Below are 18,455 nucleotides of genomic sequence, written 5' to 3'. Positions count from 1 at the left end.
AATTGCGTGAATCTTTTGACAAATTATGGCTTCTGTTTGAATTTTTTCTTAAAAGAGAATTGACAAAAGGCACAAGCTTTGATAATTTTAATGAAACAAAATGCAAACGCGATGAAAAAGAAAGTAGAATCACGGGCGTTGTCTAGCAGAGAGTTCCAGCAGGTGAGAAGGAACGACAACAAATGATTTGAAAATGACTTTGGAGCGGATTTTCTGACTAATTAGGAAAATACGGTTGCCCCGTTAACAAGCGACAGTCTCCGAGTGTTTTCGGGTACTGAATGAGGTGAGGCCTGTGAAGGTTTTACAGATTAAGGTGGTACCGCAGGTGATGCCCTTAGCTTTGGCTAAGGGCTTTTTTTGTGTCTGTAGGGTCAGCTGTTTCATGCGAAGGTTTTGTTGAAAAGGAGAAAGGTTGTTGGGAGGAGAGAAAATGCACAAATTAGTGGTTCAAACCGATTTTGGTTTGCAAGATGGAGCGGTCAATGCGATGTACGGGGTAGCCTATCAAGTGGCACCAGAGCTGGTCATTGCGGATTTGACTCATGAGATCGAGCCATACAACATTCATGACGCCAGCTATCGCCTGCTACAAAGCGTCACCTATTGGCCAGCAGGAACCGTCTTTGTTTCAGTGGTCGATCCTGGCGTAGGGTCTGATCGACGAAGTGTGGTTGCCAAGATGGCGACCGGGCAGTTGGTTTTGACACCAGATAACGGCACCCTGACCTATTTAGCGACTTATATCGGAATCGCTGAACTTCGGGTGATCAATGAGGCAACTGAGCGCTTGGCAGGATCAGCCGAAAGCCATACGTTTCATGGTCGGGATGTTTATATGTATAATGCCGCTCGGCTCGCCAGCGGCGCCATCAGCTTTGAAGAGCTAGGAACACCTGAACCTAAAGAAGCGATCCAAGTTTTTGCCATTGAAAAGCCAAGCCAAACAGCTGAAACGATCACAGGGACGATCGATATTCTCGATATCCGCTTTGGTTCGTTGTGGACGAATATTCCCCACACGTTCTTTAAGCAATGGCAGGTCCAATACAATGAGTCGCTGCTCGTCAGTATCTACTACCAAGATACCCTGCGTTATCAAGAAGAAGTGCGTTTCGGACGCTCCTTTGCGCAAGTGGCAGAACAAGAACCCGTCTTATATGTCAATTCCTTGCTGAATATCGGTTTAGGGCTCAACTTGGCTTCATTTGCTGAAACCTATAAAATAGGGACTGGCACGAATTGGAAAATTACCCTTAAAAAAAGGAGAAATGAAAAATGAATCAATCAAAATTTACAGTAAAACACATTGTTGCAATCGGTATCGGTGCTGCGGTCTTTTTCGTCTTAAAACGTTTCGTCACGATTCCGACGGGTTTCCCAAATACAGATATCGCCACAGCCTATCCTTTCTTGGCGCTATTAGGCGTTGTCTACGGTCCGATCGTGGCTGGTTTAGCAGGTTTTATCGGTCATGCTCTAGGAGATTTAACGACTTATGGTCCATGGTGGTCTTGGATCGCCGCCTCTGGGATCTTAGGGGTGTTCTTTGGACTTTTGACTCGTTGGATTCCAATCCAGCAAGGAACCTTTGGCGCTAAAGAAATTCGGACCTTCTTGATCGGTGAAACGATCGCAAATTTGGTCGTCTGGGTGATCATTGCCCCGATCGGGGATATTTTGATCTATGGCGAACCAGCGAACAAAGTCTTTACGCAAGGAGTCATTGCGGGATTGACCAATGCAGTCGTAACTGGGATAATCGGAGTGATCCTGCTAAAAGCCTATGCCCAAACCAAAACCAAAAAAGGCAGCTTGAGTAAGGAATCCTAACCAAAGAAATGTGTGAAGGCTAAAAATGAAACAAAAAATCATTCAATTTACGAATTTTTCTTTCCAATATGATGCACAAGCGGAACCGACCTTGAAAAACATCGATCTAACGATCTATGAAGGAGAAAAAGTCCTGATCGTCGGTGCCAGCGGTTCTGGCAAAAGTACATTAGGAAAATGTTTGAACGGTTTGATCCCGCAAAACGACAAAGGCAGTAGTACTGGAGAATTGACAATCGGTACCAATGCCTTTGGGCAAGCTTCCATCTATGAGCTGTCTTTGACCGTCGGCACGGTGCTGCAAGACACCGATAGCCAATTTGTAGGCTTGACCGTAGCAGAAGATATCGTGTTTTCATTGGAAAACGATCAGCGCAGTCAAGCAGTGATGCAAGAGGCGCTGCGTTTTTGGGCAGAAAAGACTGACTTAATGGATCATTTGGCGAAAAAACCGCAGGAATTATCGGGTGGCCAAAAGCAACGTGTTTCAATGGCAGGTGTTTTGATCGATGAAACACCGATTCTACTGTTTGATGAGCCGCTAGCCAACTTGGATCCGCAAACAGGTGTGGAAGCCATCAAAATGATCGACCAGCTGTATCAAGAGAAGCGTTTTACCACCATCATCATTGAACATCGCTTAGAAGAAGTGTTAGCCGCAGCTGTCGATCGCATCATCGTGATGGAAGAAGGCCGCATCCTTGCCGACAGTACACCGAATGAACTATTAAAAACGGATATGCTGCAGCAAGTCGGCATTCGTGAACCGCTGTATTTAGCTGCTTTAAAAAAAGCGGGGGTTCCCGTGACCGACGCTGCTGATTTGGTCGCGGTAGAAGCATTTGCATCACCTGAGATTGCCGAAAAACTGACTCAGTTTCAAGAAAAATTTCCGAAACCGGCGCTTCCTAGCCACCAGCCGCCGTTGTTGGAAGCGAAGAATCTATCGTTTTCCTACCAAGTGGGCAAACCCATTTTGCAAGCACTGGATTTTACCATCCATCAAGGAGAAATGATTAGTTTGGTCGGGCATAATGGCGCAGGAAAATCGACCTTGTCCCATTTGATTACCGGCTTTTTAACTCCGACTTCTGGCAAGTTGCTTTGGCAAGGAACGAACATGGGCAATGATTCCATCAAAGAACGAGCGCAAAAAATCGGGTATGTGTTGCAAAACAGCAATCAAATGCTGTCAAAAAACTTCCTGTTTGACGAAGTTGCCTTAGGCTTGCGCAACCGAAACGTTCCAGAGGCTGAAATTACAGAAAAAGTTCATCAGACCTTGAAAATTTGTGGTCTTTATCCGTTTCGTTCATGGCCATTGTCGGCACTAAGTCATGGGCAAAAACGCCGAGCCGCCATTGCAGCGATCCTCGTCTTAGATCCTGAACTCATTTTATTGGATGAGCCGACAGCGGGACAAGACTATCGCCATTACACCGAAATGATGCAATTTTTACAGGAGTTGAACCAGCGGGGATTAACGATCGTTATGATCACCCACGATATGCATTTGATGTTGGAGTATACACAGCGGACGATCGTTTTGACAAAAGGAACGATTTTGCTGGACGCTCCGCCAGAAGTTGTCTTAGCAGACAAACAAGTGGTGAGTGCCGCAAACCTCAAAGAAACCAGCTTGTATACACTGGCGACCCTTAACCAGCTGACAGATCCCGCCGCTTTTACTGCCGCCTTCATTGCCAGCGAGAAGGAGGGACACGATGGAGAGTAATCTAATCGGCTATCTTGACCGCAAAACGTGGATTCACCAATTAAGCGGTGCTGCAAAACTGATTTGTTTTTTGCTGCTATCCGTCATCGGGATGATTTCTTATGATACGCGCTTTCTCATTGGACTGGCATTGTTTTCGGTCTTTCTATTTGCCAGTGCTGGAATTCGCTACCGAGATATCGCTTTTGTATTAAAATTTATCATCTTCTTTTCGCTTTTGAATTTGGTGGCGGTCTATCTTTTCGCACCAGAATACGGGGTGGAGATCTACGGTACGCGCCACGTGATTTTCGAAGGGATCGGTCGGTATACATTGACCCAAGAGCAAGTGTTTTATGAGTTGAATCTATTGATCAAATATTTTGTCACGATTCCGCCAGGATTGATTTTCCTGTTTACCACCAATCCTAGTGAGTTAGCGTCCAGCATCAACCGCATCGGGATTTCCTACAAGATCGCCTATGCAGTCGCACTGGCTTTGCGTTACATTCCCGATATTCAAGATGATTTTCGGACCATTGCCAAAGCGCAGCAAGCACGGGGCGTGGAGCTTTCTAAAAAAGCACCTTTGCGCAAGCGAGTGGCAGGCAATGTCGCGATCGCGATTCCTTTGATTTTTTCCAGCTTGGAACGGATCGACCATATTTCTGCTGCCATGGAGCTAAGAAGGTTTGGCAAACATAAGCAGCGTACCTGGCTGAAAGCTAAGCCGATCCAAGGCAAAGATCTTTTGGCGATTGCTGTCGTTTGCTTGATCGTGGCGCTCGGATTGTCCTTGATGGTACTTAATGGCGGACGTTTCTACAATCCGTTTCGTTAACAAATCACCCCATGAAAACTAAAAAAACGGACGCATTGTCAATAATGAAAGTGGGACGGATGATTCAGAATTGATTCATCCGTCCCAGAAATGATCGAGCCAAAAAACGCAGGATAGTCAGTCAATTGACTTTAGCGAGTGCTACATTTGCTAAAGTCAGTTGCTGCTAGGTCTGCGTTTTTTTGCCGCAAAAAAAAGGAGCCCGCCAGCGGGGACTGGCGGGATAGGAGTAAAAATGAAAAAGTGTTAGGGTTGTTTGTTGGTATGTATTTATAGTAACGGGAAAATGTGAAAAAAATAGGAAGAGAAAGCAATAGAAGTGTGTCAATCTGTTGATGATTTTCGTAAAACATTCCAGCGGAAGCCTTTTAGATCTTTGATTGACGGAAACGCCAAATAAGGCTACACTGATGGCATCAAAGCAGTACAAGGAGGGGACAGGATGGATGCCATTACGATCAACGGACTAAGCAAACAATACAACAAGAAGTACGCCATCGAGAACGTATCGTTGCAAGTGGCAGAAGGAGAGATTTTTGGCTTTATTGGACCAAATGGTGCGGGAAAATCAACGACCATCAAAGTATTGTTGAATTTTATCAAACCAGATGCAGGACAGGCGGCGATTTTTGGACGAGATTGCCAACAAGCAGCCAAAGAGATCAAAACGTTTACTGGGTATGTTTCCAGTGATGTACGGTTTTATTCAAAAATGACGACAGCAGAACTACTGGCATTTACGGCGGATTTTCATCAAGTCAAGCAGCCAAAAAAAGAGATTCAGGAGTTGATGGAGCTTTTTCAAATTGATCCAAACAAATCGATCGCAGAACTTTCTTTAGGGAACAAGAAAAAAGTCGGGCTTGCGAGCGCCTTGATTGCACAACCGAGAATGTTGATTTTAGATGAGCCGACCAATGGCTTAGATCCCTTGATCCAAAAACGGCTGTTTGAAGAGCTCCTTAGAAGAAACAAACAGGGGATGACGATTTTTCTATCTAGCCATGATTTGCATGAAATTCAGACCTATGCCCATCGGACCGCCTTTATTCGTGAAGGACAGATCATCACCGTGAAAGAACTGAGTGAGGAAGAAAATTTCGGCAAAGTTGTAACGCTCACGAATGAGGGTAGCCTCTCATTAGCCGGCTTGGAAAACGTACAGGTTCTTGCTCAGGAATCACACAGCTTGCGTTTTTTCTATCAAGGGGACATGAATCAGCTGGCACATTTTTTAACCAATCCTGCCATTAAAGAGTTCACGATCGAACACCCAACCCTTGAACAGCAATTTATGCTCCTGTATGAAGGAGGTTCTCAAAAATGACTTTAATGAAAATCGATCTTAAAAATACCTTCAAAGGCTGGCTAGTCTGGGCGATCCTTTTTGCAGCAATCATTTTTGCATTTACGGCTATCTATCCTCAAATGATCACGCCAGAAATGAAAACGTCGTTAGACCAGATGTTGGGCTCTTTCAGCCCAGAATTACTAGGCATCTTTAACATCCAACTGACAGGACCCTCAAGCTTGGTTTCCCCGACAGGCTTTTTCGGGTACTACTTTCAATACTTATTTATCGCTGCGTGTATTTATGGGATGCTTTTAGGCTTGAACAGTCTGATCACTGAAGAATCAGAAGGAACGATCGAGTATTTATACGCTCAGCCTATTAGCCGCAGAGAAATCGTTGGGTGGAAGTTCCTCGCTCGATTGTTGTTGCTGACTGGCTTTTGGCTGATTGCTTATGGCAGTAGTCTGGCCTCATTTGCTTTGTTCAAACTACCTGAAGATGACCTGTCCGCTTTTATAGAAGAAATCAGCAAAATCTTCGTTGCCGAGTACGGTGTCTTAGTCTTTTTCCTCTGTCTAGGTTTCTTTTTATCCACGATCTTGCGTTCCAGCAAACAAACCGCCAGCGTCGGCTTAGGCTGCGTGTTCGGTCTGTATTTGCTCGGCATCGTGGGGGAACTCTACGATAAATTGGAATGGCTGGCAGGACTTTCACCTGTGCGGATGGCATTACCCGTCCAACTCATGGATAACGGCGCGACATCAGTCCTTTGGGTACTGCTGATCGGTATCATCTGTTTCTTTGGCACCTTTTCCCGTTATGAGCGTAAAGACTTGCAGGTCTGAGTATATCAATCAAAAGACAAAAAAGAGCCTGTCAGCGGGGACTGACAGGCAAAGGAGTAAAAATGAAAAAGTGTTAGGGTTGTTTGTTGGTATGCTTATATAATAGTCTCGAAATGTGAAAAAAGTATGACGAAGCAGGCACGTTTTTGCGAAAAAATCATTGCGAAAGTTAAGAAAGCGTAAAGCGTCCCTTCACCAAAAGGCTTGAAGGGGCAACAAGAACCTAAAATCACTCCGAAGCAGCAGGCGGTTCATGCTGTTTCGGAGTGATTTTTTAATTGAAGCTACTTGCTCAAGTCAAGGCTATCGACATTAAAGGTGTCGCCATGTGCTAAGTCACCATAACGATAGCCACGGTTAAACCAGTCCACGCGTTGCTGCGATGTGCCGTGCGTAAAACTATCTGGAACAACATAGCCTTGGTATTCTTTTTGCAGCGTATCATCCCCGATGGCATTGGCAGCTGTGATTGCTTCTTGAATGTCGCCAGCTTCTAAGATCGGTTGTCCTTGATAGGTTTCGCCTTGCAAGTATTTCGCAAAAGTACCAGCTAAGTAGTCAGCTTGCAGTTCCAAACGAACGCTGTACTGATTGTATTCCTTTTCTGAAACTTGCTGGCGGATTTTGTCCAATTGTTGGGTGATCCCCAGCTCATTTTGCACATGATGACCGACTTCATGGGCGATGACATAGGCCATTGCGAAGTCGCCGCTTGCGCCATATTTATCGGAAAGCTCATTGGCAAAGCTAAGATCAAGGTACACATTCTCATCTGCTGGGCAATAAAACGGACCAACCTGTGACGTGGCATAGCCGCATGCCGACTGCACGCTTCCCGTAAATAATACGAGTGTCGGGTCTTGATAGGTTTCTTGCCGCTCTTGAAAAACGTCTTGCCAATAATCTTCTAAATAGCCGAATACGACTGCGGAAAACTCTTTTTCCTCCGTGTACTCACTGGTGCCCACATTTTCTGTCTGGTAATTGGCTGCTTGACCGCTGCCACCCAAGACATCCGGCAGCGAATTTAAATCACCACCGCTAAACAGGAAAAATAAAACAGCGATGATCACCGTACCGATCCCGCCACCAGCAGCCAGCATCCCGCCTGAGCCAGATGATCGCCCCGTTCGATCATCGACATTTCTGCTTTGTCTACCCCCACGCCATTTCATGTTATCTCCTCCTATATAAATCCTAGCTTAATTATAAGAGAAAGGCGGCAGATTGTGAAAAAAAGCGCCTTGAAATTGTTATAAAATGCCTGCAGGAGCATTGAAAATCAAAGTGTACACTCCTTTTAATCATTCTTTAATCTAACAATTAGCCTTCTAATTTGGTACAGTAGCAATAAAATAGAGGTAGAGGGTGAGCGTATGAAAATGAATTATTCGGGGACATCGGAACGAAGGATTTTGATTTTTAAACGGTTGATTGCTGGCGAGCACCTCAGCTATCAGCAGTTAGCAGAGGATTATTTCGTTTCCCGCAGCAGTATTGCAAAAGATATTTCTTATTTAAAAGAACTGTTTCAAAAAGAAAGCTTGCGCCTGAGATTTGATAATTCAGGTACATTTTTTGAAGGAAGTGAATCCCAGATCCATCGGGTGCTCAAACGCTTTTGCTTAATGATGCTGGATCAACCAGCGGCGTTTTCCTTGTTGGTGGAACCTGCGAAATACCAGGAAGTAAATCAGGCGTTTCGTCGAGCGTTAATGGAAAAACAAGTGGAAATGCCCGACAGCTACATCCAAAGTATCGTCCTTTCCATCGTGCTGCTGATCGAACGGGCGAGTCATGCGGAAAACTTAGTGATTGAAGAAAATCGCCAAGTGGGGAAACTGTTTTTGGAGTTCGACAAATATCCGTTAGTCTATGAGCTACTGAAAGAAATCGAAGAACAGCACATTTATCAATTTTCACCAAAAGAAGTGCAATATCTAGCCTACCTGATTGTCGGTAGCGGCTTGAAATTTTTTATGAAAAGTGAAAAAGTTCCTTTCGTCTTTCGGGGAAAAGTGCGCAACTTGATTCAAAAAATCAGCGAAGGCTTAGGCACCGACTTGACCCAAGACAATCGATTGGAAGAAGATGTGACGATCCATCTGTATCAACTGCTGTTGCGGATCGAAGCGCAAACCACAGTCGTCAACCCTTTGTTAGAGGAAATCAAGCAAAACTATCCTGCCTTGTATGGCGTGGTCTGGTTCTCGCTCCATGATTTTTTGAAAGCGTATCAAGTGGGGATCTCTGATGATGAGATCGGATTTGTCACAATCCATTTTCAAGCAGCGATCGAGCGAATGCGCCGCATGAATAAAATCATTTTTGTCTGTCCCAATGGCGTCGGCACTAGCTCGTTTGTCTCTGCGAAAATTCGTCGCATTCTGCCAGAGATCGACAGTATCGAAACCGTTTCAGTTGAAAAATTAAAGCAGATGGACATCTCGGCGATCGATTTTATTATTTCAACCATCGATCTTGTCGGGATTCAAAAACCTGTGGTGCGGATCTCGCCTATGGTGACCAATCGCGACATGAAGCGGATCATGAATCACTACATCGATTTAGTCATCGATAATGAGACGGTGGTCGATCAAAATGGTTTACTTCTTCAAGCCCAATCGATGATCCAGCCAACCGTCTTTTTCGAGCGATTTGCCAGCAAAACAGAAGCCATCAATTTTCTGATCGAACAAACCCCTTTTAGTGATGAAAAACGAAAAGCGCAGTTTCAGCAATCCGTCATTGAAAGAGAGCAGCTACAATCAACCTATTTAGATAATGGCTTTGCCATCCCTCATGGCAATCCAAATTATGTCGAAAAAACAGCCATCTCGATTTTGCTTTTGGATCAGCCAGTAGAATGGGGCAACCAAAAAGCCGACATCATTATTTTATTGATGATCCGAGAGGATGAGACGCAAAAGGTGGAACCAATGATGAAATTGATCATGCAAGGAATCGAAAACAAAGAATGGTTCCTATCAAAAATGTTGGAGGTTAAATCAGAATGAAAGTGAAGGATTCTTTGCCTGAAAAGCATATACAAACGGATGAGACAGTGACAGATTGGCGCTCAGCCGTAAAATTAGCCAGCCAGCCCTTGCTGGATGAAGCGCTGATTACGTCAGCTTACATCGAAGCGATGATTCAAAGTGTGGAAGAAAATGGTCCTTACATGGTGTTGGCGGATTACTTTGCGCTGATGCATGCCCGTCCTGGAGAAGGGGTTTTGGAACAAAGTATGAGCCTTTTAGTAACGAAACAGCCCATCGATCTTGAGGGCAAACCGGTGCGGATATTTCTTGTCTTAGCCGCCGCAGATAGTCAAAGCCATCTAGAAAGCTTGAAAGAGATCATGGCGATCTTTATGGATGAAGAAAAATACAACGTGATATTAAATGGCGATTGGGAACAAATTTGTCAATTATTCCAATAGGAGGAAAAGGATATGAAAATTTTAGCAGTATGTGGATTTGGTGTAGGAAGCTCAATGGTATTGAAGATGACGATCGACAAGGTAATCAAAGAGTTAGGGTTGACGGCAACTGCCGAGAATACTGATTTATCGACGGCAAAAGCGACACCAGCAGATGTTTATTTTACGAGTAATGAATTATTGAATGAGTTAAAAGCATCCGTGAAAGCACCCGTTTATCCAATCAAAAAGTATATGGATAAAGAAGAAGTCAAACAGCAAATGGAAAAATTTTTAGCTGAAAGAGAGGGATAATCATGAATTTTGTCACGGATTATATTTTAAAAAATCCGCCAGTCCTACTGGGGATCATTGCCATGATTGGGTTATTGGTACAAAGAAAACCTTTTGCAGAAGTCGTTAAAGGAACCTTAACAGCTTCCTTCGGGATGGTGGCATTGACGGCTGGGGTAAATATGTTGGTGGGAACGATCGCACCGATCAATGCAGCGGTTCAAACCCAATTAGGCGTTGCTGTGTCAGATGGGCTCTCTGACATCACCTTTACGGCAGAATACGGCGGAACAGTAGGTTTAGCGATGTTTTTCGGACTTGTCATTCATTTATTGATTGCTCGCTTTACACCTGTGAAGACGATTTTCCTCACCGGTCACATGTTGTGGTGGTTCCCGTTCGTCATCGTCGCTGGGGGCGTTGAAGGCGGACTTACCGGAATCCCATTGTTGATTTTAGGGGCGGTTCTATCTGCTTGTTACTGGTCCTTCATGCCATGGATCATGCGTAAATATGTGTGGGATGCCACAGGCGATGATTCATTCTTGATCGGTCATCCAACGGGGATCTTGTCATTGGTTTCAGGCTTTGTTGCAAAACGGGTCGGAAACAAAGAAAAATCGACGGAAGATTTGAAAGTGCCAGAAAATCTCTCGTTTTTCCGTGAAATATCGATTACTGGCGCGTTAGTGATGTTTTTGATGAATATCGTTATCGGTTTGATTGCGCCCGTATTAGTTCCTGAAGGGGGCAACTTGGTGATGTTTGCGGTTGATGCTGGCTTGAACTTCGGTGCAGGATTATTGATCATGTTGTATGGGGTACGTCTATTGATCAACCAAATCATTCCCGCCTTTCAAGGGATCGCAGAAAAAGTCGTTCCTGGAGCGAAACCAGCTTTTGATGTACCAATCTTGTTCAACTATCGTCCAAATGCTGTAATCATCGGCTTTATCGTGGCGATGATCACCTCAACGATTTTAGTGGTCATTGCCAATACGACCAACGTCTTTGGCATTTTGATCGTTCCTTTAGTTATCACCAGCTTCTTTGAATGTGGCGGTGCTGCGGTGATCGGCGAAGGGCAAGGGGGCTTGCGAGGTGCCATTATTGGTACGATCACAGCTTCTGTCGTTATGGTAGCACTCGTTGGGATCTCTGCAGCGATGTTCTCAACGACGATTCAAAACTGGATCTTGATTTTCGGTGGGAACGATTTATCTCTATGGGGCATCCTTGGTGAATTGATCGGCAAGCTGTTTGGAGGGTTTTAAATGTTTCAATACTTTGAAAAAGCAAAAGAACTATTGTCTATTGTAGAAGAAAAAGAAGCACCAGCGATTGAGCAAGCCATTGAATTACTGACGCAAGCCAACTTGACCAAAAAAGCCATCTACATTTTTGGCGCAAGTCACGCTGGGATCTTAGCCGAAGAGATGTATTATCGAGCAGGCGGCATGATGACCATCAACGCGATCTTTGGAAGAGAACTGATGCTTGATCGCAGCCCAATCACCTTCACTAGTAAAATGGAGCGCTTAGAAGGCTACGGTAGTGCCTTGGCGGCGACCCAACCCTTTACAGCAGGTGATGTGCTGATCTTGCATTCGGTGTCTGGGCGAAACCCAGTTATCATCGATATGGCGCTTCATGCCAAAGAAAAGGGGGTCAAGATCATCGCATTAACGAATCTTACCTATTCAAAAACAGTCACCAGCCGCCATACTTCAGGCTTGCGTTTGTTTGAAACGGCGGATATCGTCATCGACAATCATGGGGAGATTGGCGATGCAGCGTGTACGATTCCTGACGTCGAACAAAAAGTCGGCCCCACATCCACCGTAGTCGGCGCAACGATCTTAAATGCGATCATCGTTGAAGTTTGCCAAAAACTAAAAGAAGCCGGTGTCGACTATCCGCCGATTTTTTACTCAGCGAACCTAGACGGCGGGGATGAATTGAACCAGTCCCTGTTTGAAAAGTACCAAGAAGCGATCCATTATCAGCTGTAAGTAGGGAAGCAAATTCGTTTATTATTGATATTAAAACATCATCTGTTGCTCCGTCGATCAAGGAGTAGCAGATGATGTTTTTTAGGTATCATTGTTTATTCAAATTCTTCATACTCATTTGGGTCTTGACCATCGATGCGGCCGTCTGCTTTGTTTAACTGATTGATTTGATTGATTTCATCTTCAGTCAGTTCAAAGTCGAAGATTGCAAGATTTTCTCGTTGATGGGCGAGGTTTCTTGATTTTGGAAGGGGCAAAATGCCACGATCCACATGCCAGCGCAAGATGATTTGACCAGCTGATTTTTGGTATTTCTCAGCTAATTCAGTGATCAGTGGTTCTTTCAGGGCATCGCTGCCACGACCTAATGGGCTCCAAGCTTCCGTTACGATGCCGCGCTTTTTGTTTTCTGCGACCATCCGTTCTTGGACCCAGTAAGGATGGATCTCAATTTGATTTAATGCAGGAGTCACACCAGTTGCTTCAATGATGGCATCCAAATGTTCTGGTTCAAAATTGGAAACGCCGATGGAACGGATCAAGCCTAATTTTTGGGCGGTCACTAAGGCTTGCCAAGCTTCGACATATTTGCCGCGTTTTGGTAATGGCCAGTGGATCAAAAAGGCATCGAAGTAGTCGAGCCCCATGCGAGCAAGGGATTCTTGAATGCTGGTTAAGGCATCATCATAGCCATGGTATTTTCCTGGTAATTTTGAGGTGATATAAAATTCTGAACGTGGGATACCCGAGCGACGGATCGCTTTGCCGACAATGCCTTCATTGTCATAATTGGTTGAAGAATCGATCAAGCGATACCCGTCGGCGATCGCTGCTTGCAGCTGGCTCAATCCTTCGCCACCACGGATCTGATAGGTACCGATGCCCAATGCGGGGCGTAAATTGCCGTCGTTTAATGTCAGTAAAGGTGCTTTCATAAAATGATTCCTCCTTTTCTTTTCTACATTCTACTCTAACGCTTTTTTGACAGGAACGTAACCAACTTGCTCAAACAGACAAAGAAAAAAGAGCAACGGTTTCTGTTTCAGAAACAATTGCTCTTTTTGATCAAATTATTTTTCAGGCGGTGTGCCATACATTTTTGGTGTGACTTGATCGAGTTTTGGCGCTTTTCCTTCGACTTTTGGTTCGTCTAGCCATTGGTATTCGCCTTCACCATCAAGGGCTTTGCCTTTCGCCCAAGAGCCTTCTTTACTTTGGTCGCCTTCTGAGAAGTTATAGAAATCATAAGCGATATCTAAGCGTTCGTTTTTGCGGTCAAAGGTAGTCGGCACTAAAATTGAGCCTTCGTTTTCTTCCAATTCTTTCACGGCAGCTGCCCAGAGATTTTGGTGGTAGCTATCACGTGCTAATAAAACTGAAAGTAAGTCTTTGACCCCACGGTCATCGATCATTTCATAGATGCGTGCTACTTGCAGACGACCTTGTGATTCCGCATTTAAGTTGGCACGGAAATCAGCAAGTAAGTTGCCACTAGCAATGATATACGCACCTGACCATGGATTGCCGACGCTATCAGCAGGACGTGGTCCTAAGCCTGCAACGATGGAATGTTGCGGATTCATTCCAGAAATGATCGCACCGATCGTTGGGTCTTTTTTCATAGCCGCTTCTTGATCTTCCACAGGTGCACCTTCCAGTAGACGTGCAACCATCGTTGCTAACATTTCAACGTGTCCAAGCTCTTCAGTAGCGATATCCATTAACATGTCTTTGTATTTTTCTTCCCCACGGCAGCTCCATCCTTGGAATAAGTATTGCATGGCAACACTCATCTCTCCATATTGTCCACCGATTAATTCTTGAAGGTATTTCGCAACTAACGGATTTGGTTTTTCTGGTTTAGCTTCAAACTGTAATTCTTTCTGATGACGAAACATACTATTCCTCCTAAAATTTTTTATTGGGCCCATAAAAAGTTTCTCATGAATCGAAACGTTCGTCTAATAAAACGCACTTTGACAAAATGAAAAAAGCATCGAAAAGAAAAGCCATTTATTTTGACAAAAAGCCTGAAGCGTTAGATAGTTAAATTAAGAGAGAATTAGAAAAGGAGCGAGTCACCATGTTTCAGTATTACAAAATGGAAGACCGAAAAATAAGCAAATCTTCGGAGGAGGATTACAATTGGCTAGTGGTTTCTGGCACAGATCCAGAGGAACAACGACACTTGTTAGATAAGTATCAACTGCCTGAAGATATTTTTATTGGCGCCAATGAACCGGAAGAAGTGTCACGGTTGGAATACTTGCGCAACACCAAGTTAAATCATCCGATTCTCTATACCTTGATCGATTTGTCGGAAGTGACTGAGGATCGAATCGAAGACCGTCTTGAGCCTGTGACTTTTATCTACACCAAAGATCTATTGATCACGTATGTCTCTCATCAATCCAATCTGATCAAACGATTGATCGAAAAGCATGAGCAAGATATCCAGCGGTATGAAGATATCGTTGCCTATTCGACGTTGATGATCTACACCCATTACATCAAAGGTCTGCAGGAGATGAAGAAGCAAATCGATGATTTGGATCAAGCAGCCCGTAAAACGACAGAAAACAAGGAATTGTTTAACTTAGCCGATACCGAGCGAGACATGGTCTATCTTGATCACACCTTGCGGGACCAAAACCATACCGTCGATCGTTTGATGGATCGCAAAGAATTTTTGGATCGTTTGGATAATGAAGCACTCGTTTATGACATCAAGCTGCGGCAAAAATTTGCCATGAAAATGGTCACTATCTATCGCGACTTGTTAGAAACCATCGGTGGCTTGTTCTCCGATATGATGGACAACAATCTAAACCATCTGATGAAATACTTAGACTCTGCAGCATTAGTGGTGGCAGTGCCGTCCTTGATCGCGGGGCTATGGGGGATCAACACCGGAGGACTGCCAGGAAAAGACAATGCGATCGGTACGATCGTCGTCTTTGGCTTGGCTATTTTAGTCGGCATTTTAACTGCCGTCTACTTGTCACGAAAAGACTTTTCAAAATAAAAAGCGCCGCTGCTCTGTGGCACCGTTCATCCATAAAAGGAGAAAGGTGCGACGAAGCAGTCGGCACTTTTTTTTATTTTAGCCCGCTGTCTAAATTGCTGTCGAGAATCCAGCGCTGAAAGGCGAGGAAGACCAGCAGCAAAGGCAAAATGGAAATTACCGAGGCAGCGATCAAAATCGTCCAATTGATATTTTCCGCGCCCACCAAGCTGCGGATCGCCACTTGCAAGGTGTATTTTTTCGGATCATTCAAGACGATCAAGGGCCAGATATAATCATTCCACCGCCACTGGAAGGAAAAGATCCCCAGTGTCATAATGATTGGTCGGGCAATCGGCAGCATGATTTTCAAAAAGATCATCCCATCCGAAGCGCCATCGATGCGGGCTGATTCAATCAGATCGTCAGGAACGGAGACGAAAAAGGTTCGGAACATAAAGATACCTGTTGCTGTATTGATGGAAGGGATGATGATCCCCAATAAGTTATCATATAAGCCTAGTGAACGAATGACAGAAAACGTTGGGTTCATGATAACTTCCGTCGGCAGCATGGTGGTGGCGATGATACAGATGAAGAAAAAACGCAGCCATTTCGCATCATATTTTGCAAAGGCATAGCCACAGGCGGCGCTGACTAGGATCGTCAATAAAGTGGTGACCACCGCTGAAATCAACGTATTATTGAAGTAACGAAAGAAATCCAATGTTGTCCAAGCATCAATAAAGTTTTGAATGGTTGAATTTTCAGGAATGATTTTCAAGGGATAAGCAAATAATTCAGTCCCTGGTTTAAAGGCACTCAATAAGAACCAAAGTAGTGGAAAAAGGTACAGCAGGGAAGTGATGATCAGTGCCAGCGTTAAAAAAAACATCGCTGACTTTCTTGTGACAGGTCGTTTGGTTTTGATGGTCTTAGATGTCATTCTTGCCGCCTCCAATCTTCATTTGTGCTAAGCCTAAAAGTAAAAGAATCACGAAAAGTACCATGGAGGCAGCACTGGCATAGCCGACCCGCATTTTGTCAAACCCAGTCGTATAGATATATTGCACGATCAACATGTTGTCGGTTCCTGGACCACCATTGGTCAGCGATTGAACGAGGGCGAACTCTTTCATGGCGCCGATCGAAGCCAATAAGATGACCATAAAGGAAGTCGGCCGCAGCATAGGCAAGGTGATGTAGCGTAATTTATGCCCAAAGCTGGCGCCGTCGATCTCGGCAGCTTCATACAACGAGCGGGGGATATTTTTCAAAGCTGCAGTAAATTGCAGCATGTTAAAGGCAGTCCCGCCCCAGATGGCAGCCAAAATAATAACAGAAAAGGCAGCATTCGAGTCGGTAAACCACGGGACAGTTTGTTGTCCCGCTTGCTCTAGAATAAAGTTGATAAAGCCAAAGTTTTCACCAAACAGCCATTTCCAGATAACCCCAGCGATGATCCCAGAGATGGTCCATGGTAAGAAAAAAATGATCTTTGCGAAAAATTTGCCTTTCGCCAGCTGACTGTTCAACATCAAAGCGACGGCGAGAGAAACGACATAGATACTTGGGACCAGAATGATCACATAACGAAATGTACGAAATAGTGCTTTATAGAAGCTGGCGTCTTGAAACAATTCTTGATAGTTCGCCAAGCCGATAAAATTGGCTGTCGCAAAGCCTTTATAGTCGGTTAACGAGTAATAAAGTCCTAAGAGTGCTGGAATCAAAAAGAAGATAATGAACAAAATGATGCTTGCGCCAGTGAATAGCAACGGCCATTTGTTTTTTTGTAAAGTACTCACAGAAAATTCCTCCTCCGACGATCGTATCAGCAACAAAGAACCCGCAGTCTGCAAAAAGCCAGACTATGGGTTCTTTGTGGTTGAACGTCTGTTTATTTCTTCAAAAACCCATCATTGTAATCCTTGATCGTCTTGTCGATTGCCTCATCTAATGTAATTTCATCATTTAACACTTGCACGATGGCATCACGGTAAGCCCCTGTCAATCCAGTGTAGCCTTTCATACTCATCGTCACTTGATCGGTAGTTTGCTTGCTGCTGATTGGTTGAGCAGCGGCTGCGATCTCTTGGTTGTAGATTTCATAAGCATCCTGGCCTTGTTCATAGTCGACCGTCAAATCTTCCACCGCAGGTAAGTAACCAGCATAGGTACAAAGCTGTTTGTAATTTTCTTCTTCGTACAACCATTTGATGAATTTTTCGCCTTCTTCACTGTTTTTACTGTTGTTGAAGCCAGTGATGAAGTTGCCGCCCATATTGACCGCGCGGGTCTCTTCATAAGGAGAATAGGTCGATTGCCAGTTAAAGTTGCTGATGTTGGTAGAAAAATCAACGATCTGCCAGCTGCCAGAAAAGTAAGCTGGAACACGGCCGCTCTTGAACATAGCAGAAGCATCTTCTCCAGAGGTCCAAACCGATTTTGGCATCACTTCGTCATTGTTCAAATCAACAAATTTTTGCAAAGCCGCTTTCGTAGCATCATCGGTCGTGTAAGAATCACCGCTGTCATCTAAAAAGAAATCTTGTCCCCCGTATTGATAAGTGAAAGCCCGTAAACGGTGATCCGACGCGTCCATGACCATGCCGTATTTGGCATCGGTTTTTTCAACGACTTCATTGATCGCAGTTAAAAATTCATCCCAAGTCCAAATATCCTCTTCCGAAGTGGGGTAGGTCACACCAGCTTCGTCAAACAAATCCGTATTGATAAACAACCCAGTGGCAGTGACATCAGAAGGGAGTGCTTTGACGACATCTGCTTCATCTTTGATCGTCATCGATTCCAATGTGTTTGCCTCACTGGCAATGTCTGATAGATCCATCAGATAGTCATTCCAGTCAGGTTGAACGGTAGAAACCCGCACGACTTCTGGCGCATCATCCGCTTGAACAGCTTTGGTGATCTTTGTCAGCAAGTCCGCATAAGGCACATCGGTGACTTCGACAGTCACACCAGTTTCTTCCTTGTATTTTTCCGCCATTTTCGAATAAGCGCCGCCTTCACTGGTATCTCCAGAAACGAACATACGGATCTGCTTGTTCTCGCTGGCACTGTCACCACTGCCGCAGCCAGCGACCCCTAACATCACTGCCGCCAAAGACAAAATTGAATAACCTATTTTTTTGTTCATTTTGTTCCTCTCCTTTATTGAATGATTTTTGTTCAAA

General features: G+C 44.4%; 18 protein-coding genes and 1 other annotated feature. Of the genes, 12 read left to right on the top strand and 6 right to left on the bottom strand.

The window, feature by feature from the left end:
* Positions 1-102: 102 nt before the first annotated feature.
* Positions 103-342: a binding site (T-box leader), on the top strand.
* A 91-nt stretch (positions 343-433) separates the two neighbouring features.
* From IGJ15_RS11380 to IGJ15_RS11355, 6 genes are all read left to right on the top strand, one after another.
* Positions 434-1,282, top strand: coding sequence for an SAM hydrolase/SAM-dependent halogenase family protein (locus IGJ15_RS11380; RefSeq protein WP_430599092.1), 849 nt, complete (start codon positions 434-436; stop codon positions 1,280-1,282).
* The gene (locus IGJ15_RS11375) at positions 1,279-1,833 is read left to right on the top strand and encodes an ECF-type riboflavin transporter substrate-binding protein (protein WP_005225401.1); all 555 of its coding nucleotides are present in this window, start codon (positions 1,279-1,281) and stop codon (positions 1,831-1,833) included. The genes IGJ15_RS11380 and IGJ15_RS11375 overlap by 4 nt, the downstream gene beginning before the upstream one ends.
* Positions 1,834-1,858: 25 nt before the next feature.
* Positions 1,859-3,568, top strand: a complete 1,710-nt coding sequence (locus tag IGJ15_RS11370) for an ABC transporter ATP-binding protein (RefSeq protein ID WP_010747702.1) — start codon at positions 1,859-1,861, stop codon at positions 3,566-3,568.
* Positions 3,558-4,388, top strand: a complete 831-nt coding sequence (locus IGJ15_RS11365) for an energy-coupling factor transporter transmembrane component T family protein (protein ID WP_005225404.1) — start codon at positions 3,558-3,560, stop codon at positions 4,386-4,388. The genes IGJ15_RS11370 and IGJ15_RS11365 overlap by 11 nt, the downstream gene beginning before the upstream one ends.
* A gap of 442 nt (positions 4,389-4,830) precedes the next feature.
* Complete coding sequence (locus IGJ15_RS11360) at positions 4,831-5,715, top strand: ABC transporter ATP-binding protein (protein WP_081116807.1); 885 nt, start codon at positions 4,831-4,833, stop codon at positions 5,713-5,715.
* Positions 5,712-6,527, top strand: a complete 816-nt coding sequence (locus IGJ15_RS11355) for an ABC transporter permease subunit (protein ID WP_016610651.1) — start codon at positions 5,712-5,714, stop codon at positions 6,525-6,527. Before IGJ15_RS11360 ends, IGJ15_RS11355 begins: the two co-directional genes overlap by 4 nt.
* Positions 6,528-6,811: 284 nt before the next feature.
* Here IGJ15_RS11355 and ypfJ read toward each other — a convergent pair whose 3' ends face one another.
* The gene (gene ypfJ, locus IGJ15_RS11350; protein WP_010747705.1) at positions 6,812-7,702 is read right to left on the bottom strand and encodes a KPN_02809 family neutral zinc metallopeptidase; all 891 of its coding nucleotides are present in this window, start codon (positions 7,700-7,702) and stop codon (positions 6,812-6,814) included.
* A gap of 201 nt (positions 7,703-7,903) precedes the next feature.
* Between ypfJ and IGJ15_RS11345 the strand changes: the two genes are divergently transcribed.
* Genes IGJ15_RS11345 through IGJ15_RS11325 form a run of 5 tightly spaced genes read left to right on the top strand, consistent with a single transcriptional unit; the run spans position 7,904 to position 12,254 of the window.
* Positions 7,904-9,544, top strand: a complete 1,641-nt coding sequence (locus tag IGJ15_RS11345) for a BglG family transcription antiterminator (protein ID WP_430599088.1) — start codon at positions 7,904-7,906, stop codon at positions 9,542-9,544.
* Positions 9,541-9,969 carry a PTS sugar transporter subunit IIA gene (locus tag IGJ15_RS11340; protein WP_010747707.1) on the top strand — a complete coding sequence of 143 codons (429 nt, stop codon included), beginning with the start codon at positions 9,541-9,543 and terminating at the stop codon, positions 9,967-9,969. Before IGJ15_RS11345 ends, IGJ15_RS11340 begins: the two co-directional genes overlap by 4 nt.
* A gap of 12 nt (positions 9,970-9,981) precedes the next feature.
* Positions 9,982-10,263, top strand: coding sequence for a PTS sugar transporter subunit IIB (locus tag IGJ15_RS11335; protein ID WP_005225413.1), 282 nt, complete (start codon positions 9,982-9,984; stop codon positions 10,261-10,263).
* A gap of 2 nt (positions 10,264-10,265) precedes the next feature.
* Entirely contained in the window at positions 10,266-11,516 is a 1,251-nt protein-coding gene (locus IGJ15_RS11330; RefSeq protein ID WP_060791761.1) for a PTS ascorbate transporter subunit IIC, read from the top strand.
* A complete protein-coding gene (locus tag IGJ15_RS11325; protein ID WP_005225415.1) occupies positions 11,517-12,254 on the top strand; it encodes an SIS domain-containing protein in 738 nt (245 codons plus the stop codon).
* 95 nt (positions 12,255-12,349) lie between these two features.
* On the opposite strand, the gene IGJ15_RS11320 is transcribed toward IGJ15_RS11325, so the two are convergent.
* Together IGJ15_RS11320 and IGJ15_RS11315 are read right to left on the bottom strand one after the other, a co-directional pair.
* Complete coding sequence (locus IGJ15_RS11320; RefSeq protein ID WP_005225416.1) at positions 12,350-13,189, bottom strand: aldo/keto reductase; 840 nt, start codon at positions 13,187-13,189, stop codon at positions 12,350-12,352.
* A 135-nt stretch (positions 13,190-13,324) separates the two neighbouring features.
* Positions 13,325-14,152, bottom strand: a complete 828-nt coding sequence (locus IGJ15_RS11315) for a manganese catalase family protein (protein WP_010747709.1) — start codon at positions 14,150-14,152, stop codon at positions 13,325-13,327.
* 185 nt (positions 14,153-14,337) lie between these two features.
* Between IGJ15_RS11315 and IGJ15_RS11310 the strand changes: the two genes are divergently transcribed.
* Positions 14,338-15,279 carry a magnesium transporter CorA family protein gene (locus tag IGJ15_RS11310; RefSeq protein WP_010747710.1) on the top strand — a complete coding sequence of 314 codons (942 nt, stop codon included), beginning with the start codon at positions 14,338-14,340 and terminating at the stop codon, positions 15,277-15,279.
* 73 nt (positions 15,280-15,352) lie between these two features.
* Here IGJ15_RS11310 and IGJ15_RS11305 read toward each other — a convergent pair whose 3' ends face one another.
* The 3 genes from IGJ15_RS11305 to IGJ15_RS11295 form a co-directional block, all read right to left on the bottom strand.
* On the bottom strand, positions 15,353-16,204 hold the full coding sequence (locus IGJ15_RS11305) for a carbohydrate ABC transporter permease (protein WP_430599084.1): 852 nt from the start codon (positions 16,202-16,204) through the stop codon (positions 15,353-15,355).
* Positions 16,194-17,066: a carbohydrate ABC transporter permease gene (locus IGJ15_RS11300; RefSeq protein ID WP_010747712.1), complete on the bottom strand. Its 873-nt coding sequence runs from the start codon at positions 17,064-17,066 to the stop codon at positions 16,194-16,196. Before IGJ15_RS11300 ends, IGJ15_RS11305 begins: the two co-directional genes overlap by 11 nt.
* 92 nt (positions 17,067-17,158) lie before the next feature.
* Positions 17,159-18,418 carry an ABC transporter substrate-binding protein gene (locus tag IGJ15_RS11295; protein ID WP_010747713.1) on the bottom strand — a complete coding sequence of 420 codons (1,260 nt, stop codon included), beginning with the start codon at positions 18,416-18,418 and terminating at the stop codon, positions 17,159-17,161.
* Between the last annotated feature and the right edge of the window lie 37 nt (positions 18,419-18,455).

This window comes from Enterococcus sp. AZ079, from assembly GCF_050547255.1.
GTDB lineage: Bacteria > Bacillota > Bacilli > Lactobacillales > Enterococcaceae > Enterococcus_D > Enterococcus_D casseliflavus.
Note: the sequence above shows the minus strand (reverse complement) of the source record. Positions and strands in the feature narration are given on the sequence as shown.

Bases quoted from the DNA above. Each gene is read 5' to 3' on its own strand.
- IGJ15_RS11380 (WP_430599092.1), top strand. From the start codon at position 434: ATGCACAAATTAGTGGTTCAAACCGATTTTGGTTTGCAAGATGGAGCG.
- IGJ15_RS11375 (WP_005225401.1), top strand. From the start codon at position 1,279: ATGAATCAATCAAAATTTACAGTAAAACACATTGTTGCAATCGGTATC.
- IGJ15_RS11370 (WP_010747702.1), top strand. From the start codon at position 1,859: ATGAAACAAAAAATCATTCAATTTACGAATTTTTCTTTCCAATATGAT.
- IGJ15_RS11365 (WP_005225404.1), top strand. From the start codon at position 3,558: ATGGAGAGTAATCTAATCGGCTATCTTGACCGCAAAACGTGGATTCAC.
- IGJ15_RS11360 (WP_081116807.1), top strand. From the start codon at position 4,831: ATGGATGCCATTACGATCAACGGACTAAGCAAACAATACAACAAGAAG.
- IGJ15_RS11355 (WP_016610651.1), top strand. From the start codon at position 5,712: ATGACTTTAATGAAAATCGATCTTAAAAATACCTTCAAAGGCTGGCTA.
- ypfJ (WP_010747705.1), bottom strand. From the start codon at position 7,702: ATGAAATGGCGTGGGGGTAGACAAAGCAGAAATGTCGATGATCGAACG.
- IGJ15_RS11345 (WP_430599088.1), top strand. From the start codon at position 7,904: ATGAAAATGAATTATTCGGGGACATCGGAACGAAGGATTTTGATTTTT.
- IGJ15_RS11340 (WP_010747707.1), top strand. From the start codon at position 9,541: ATGAAAGTGAAGGATTCTTTGCCTGAAAAGCATATACAAACGGATGAG.
- IGJ15_RS11335 (WP_005225413.1), top strand. From the start codon at position 9,982: ATGAAAATTTTAGCAGTATGTGGATTTGGTGTAGGAAGCTCAATGGTA.
- IGJ15_RS11330 (WP_060791761.1), top strand. From the start codon at position 10,266: ATGAATTTTGTCACGGATTATATTTTAAAAAATCCGCCAGTCCTACTG.
- IGJ15_RS11325 (WP_005225415.1), top strand. From the start codon at position 11,517: ATGTTTCAATACTTTGAAAAAGCAAAAGAACTATTGTCTATTGTAGAA.
- IGJ15_RS11320 (WP_005225416.1), bottom strand. From the start codon at position 13,189: ATGAAAGCACCTTTACTGACATTAAACGACGGCAATTTACGCCCCGCA.
- IGJ15_RS11315 (WP_010747709.1), bottom strand. From the start codon at position 14,152: ATGTTTCGTCATCAGAAAGAATTACAGTTTGAAGCTAAACCAGAAAAA.
- IGJ15_RS11310 (WP_010747710.1), top strand. From the start codon at position 14,338: ATGTTTCAGTATTACAAAATGGAAGACCGAAAAATAAGCAAATCTTCG.
- IGJ15_RS11305 (WP_430599084.1), bottom strand. From the start codon at position 16,204: ATGACATCTAAGACCATCAAAACCAAACGACCTGTCACAAGAAAGTCA.
- IGJ15_RS11295 (WP_010747713.1), bottom strand. From the start codon at position 18,418: ATGAACAAAAAAATAGGTTATTCAATTTTGTCTTTGGCGGCAGTGATG.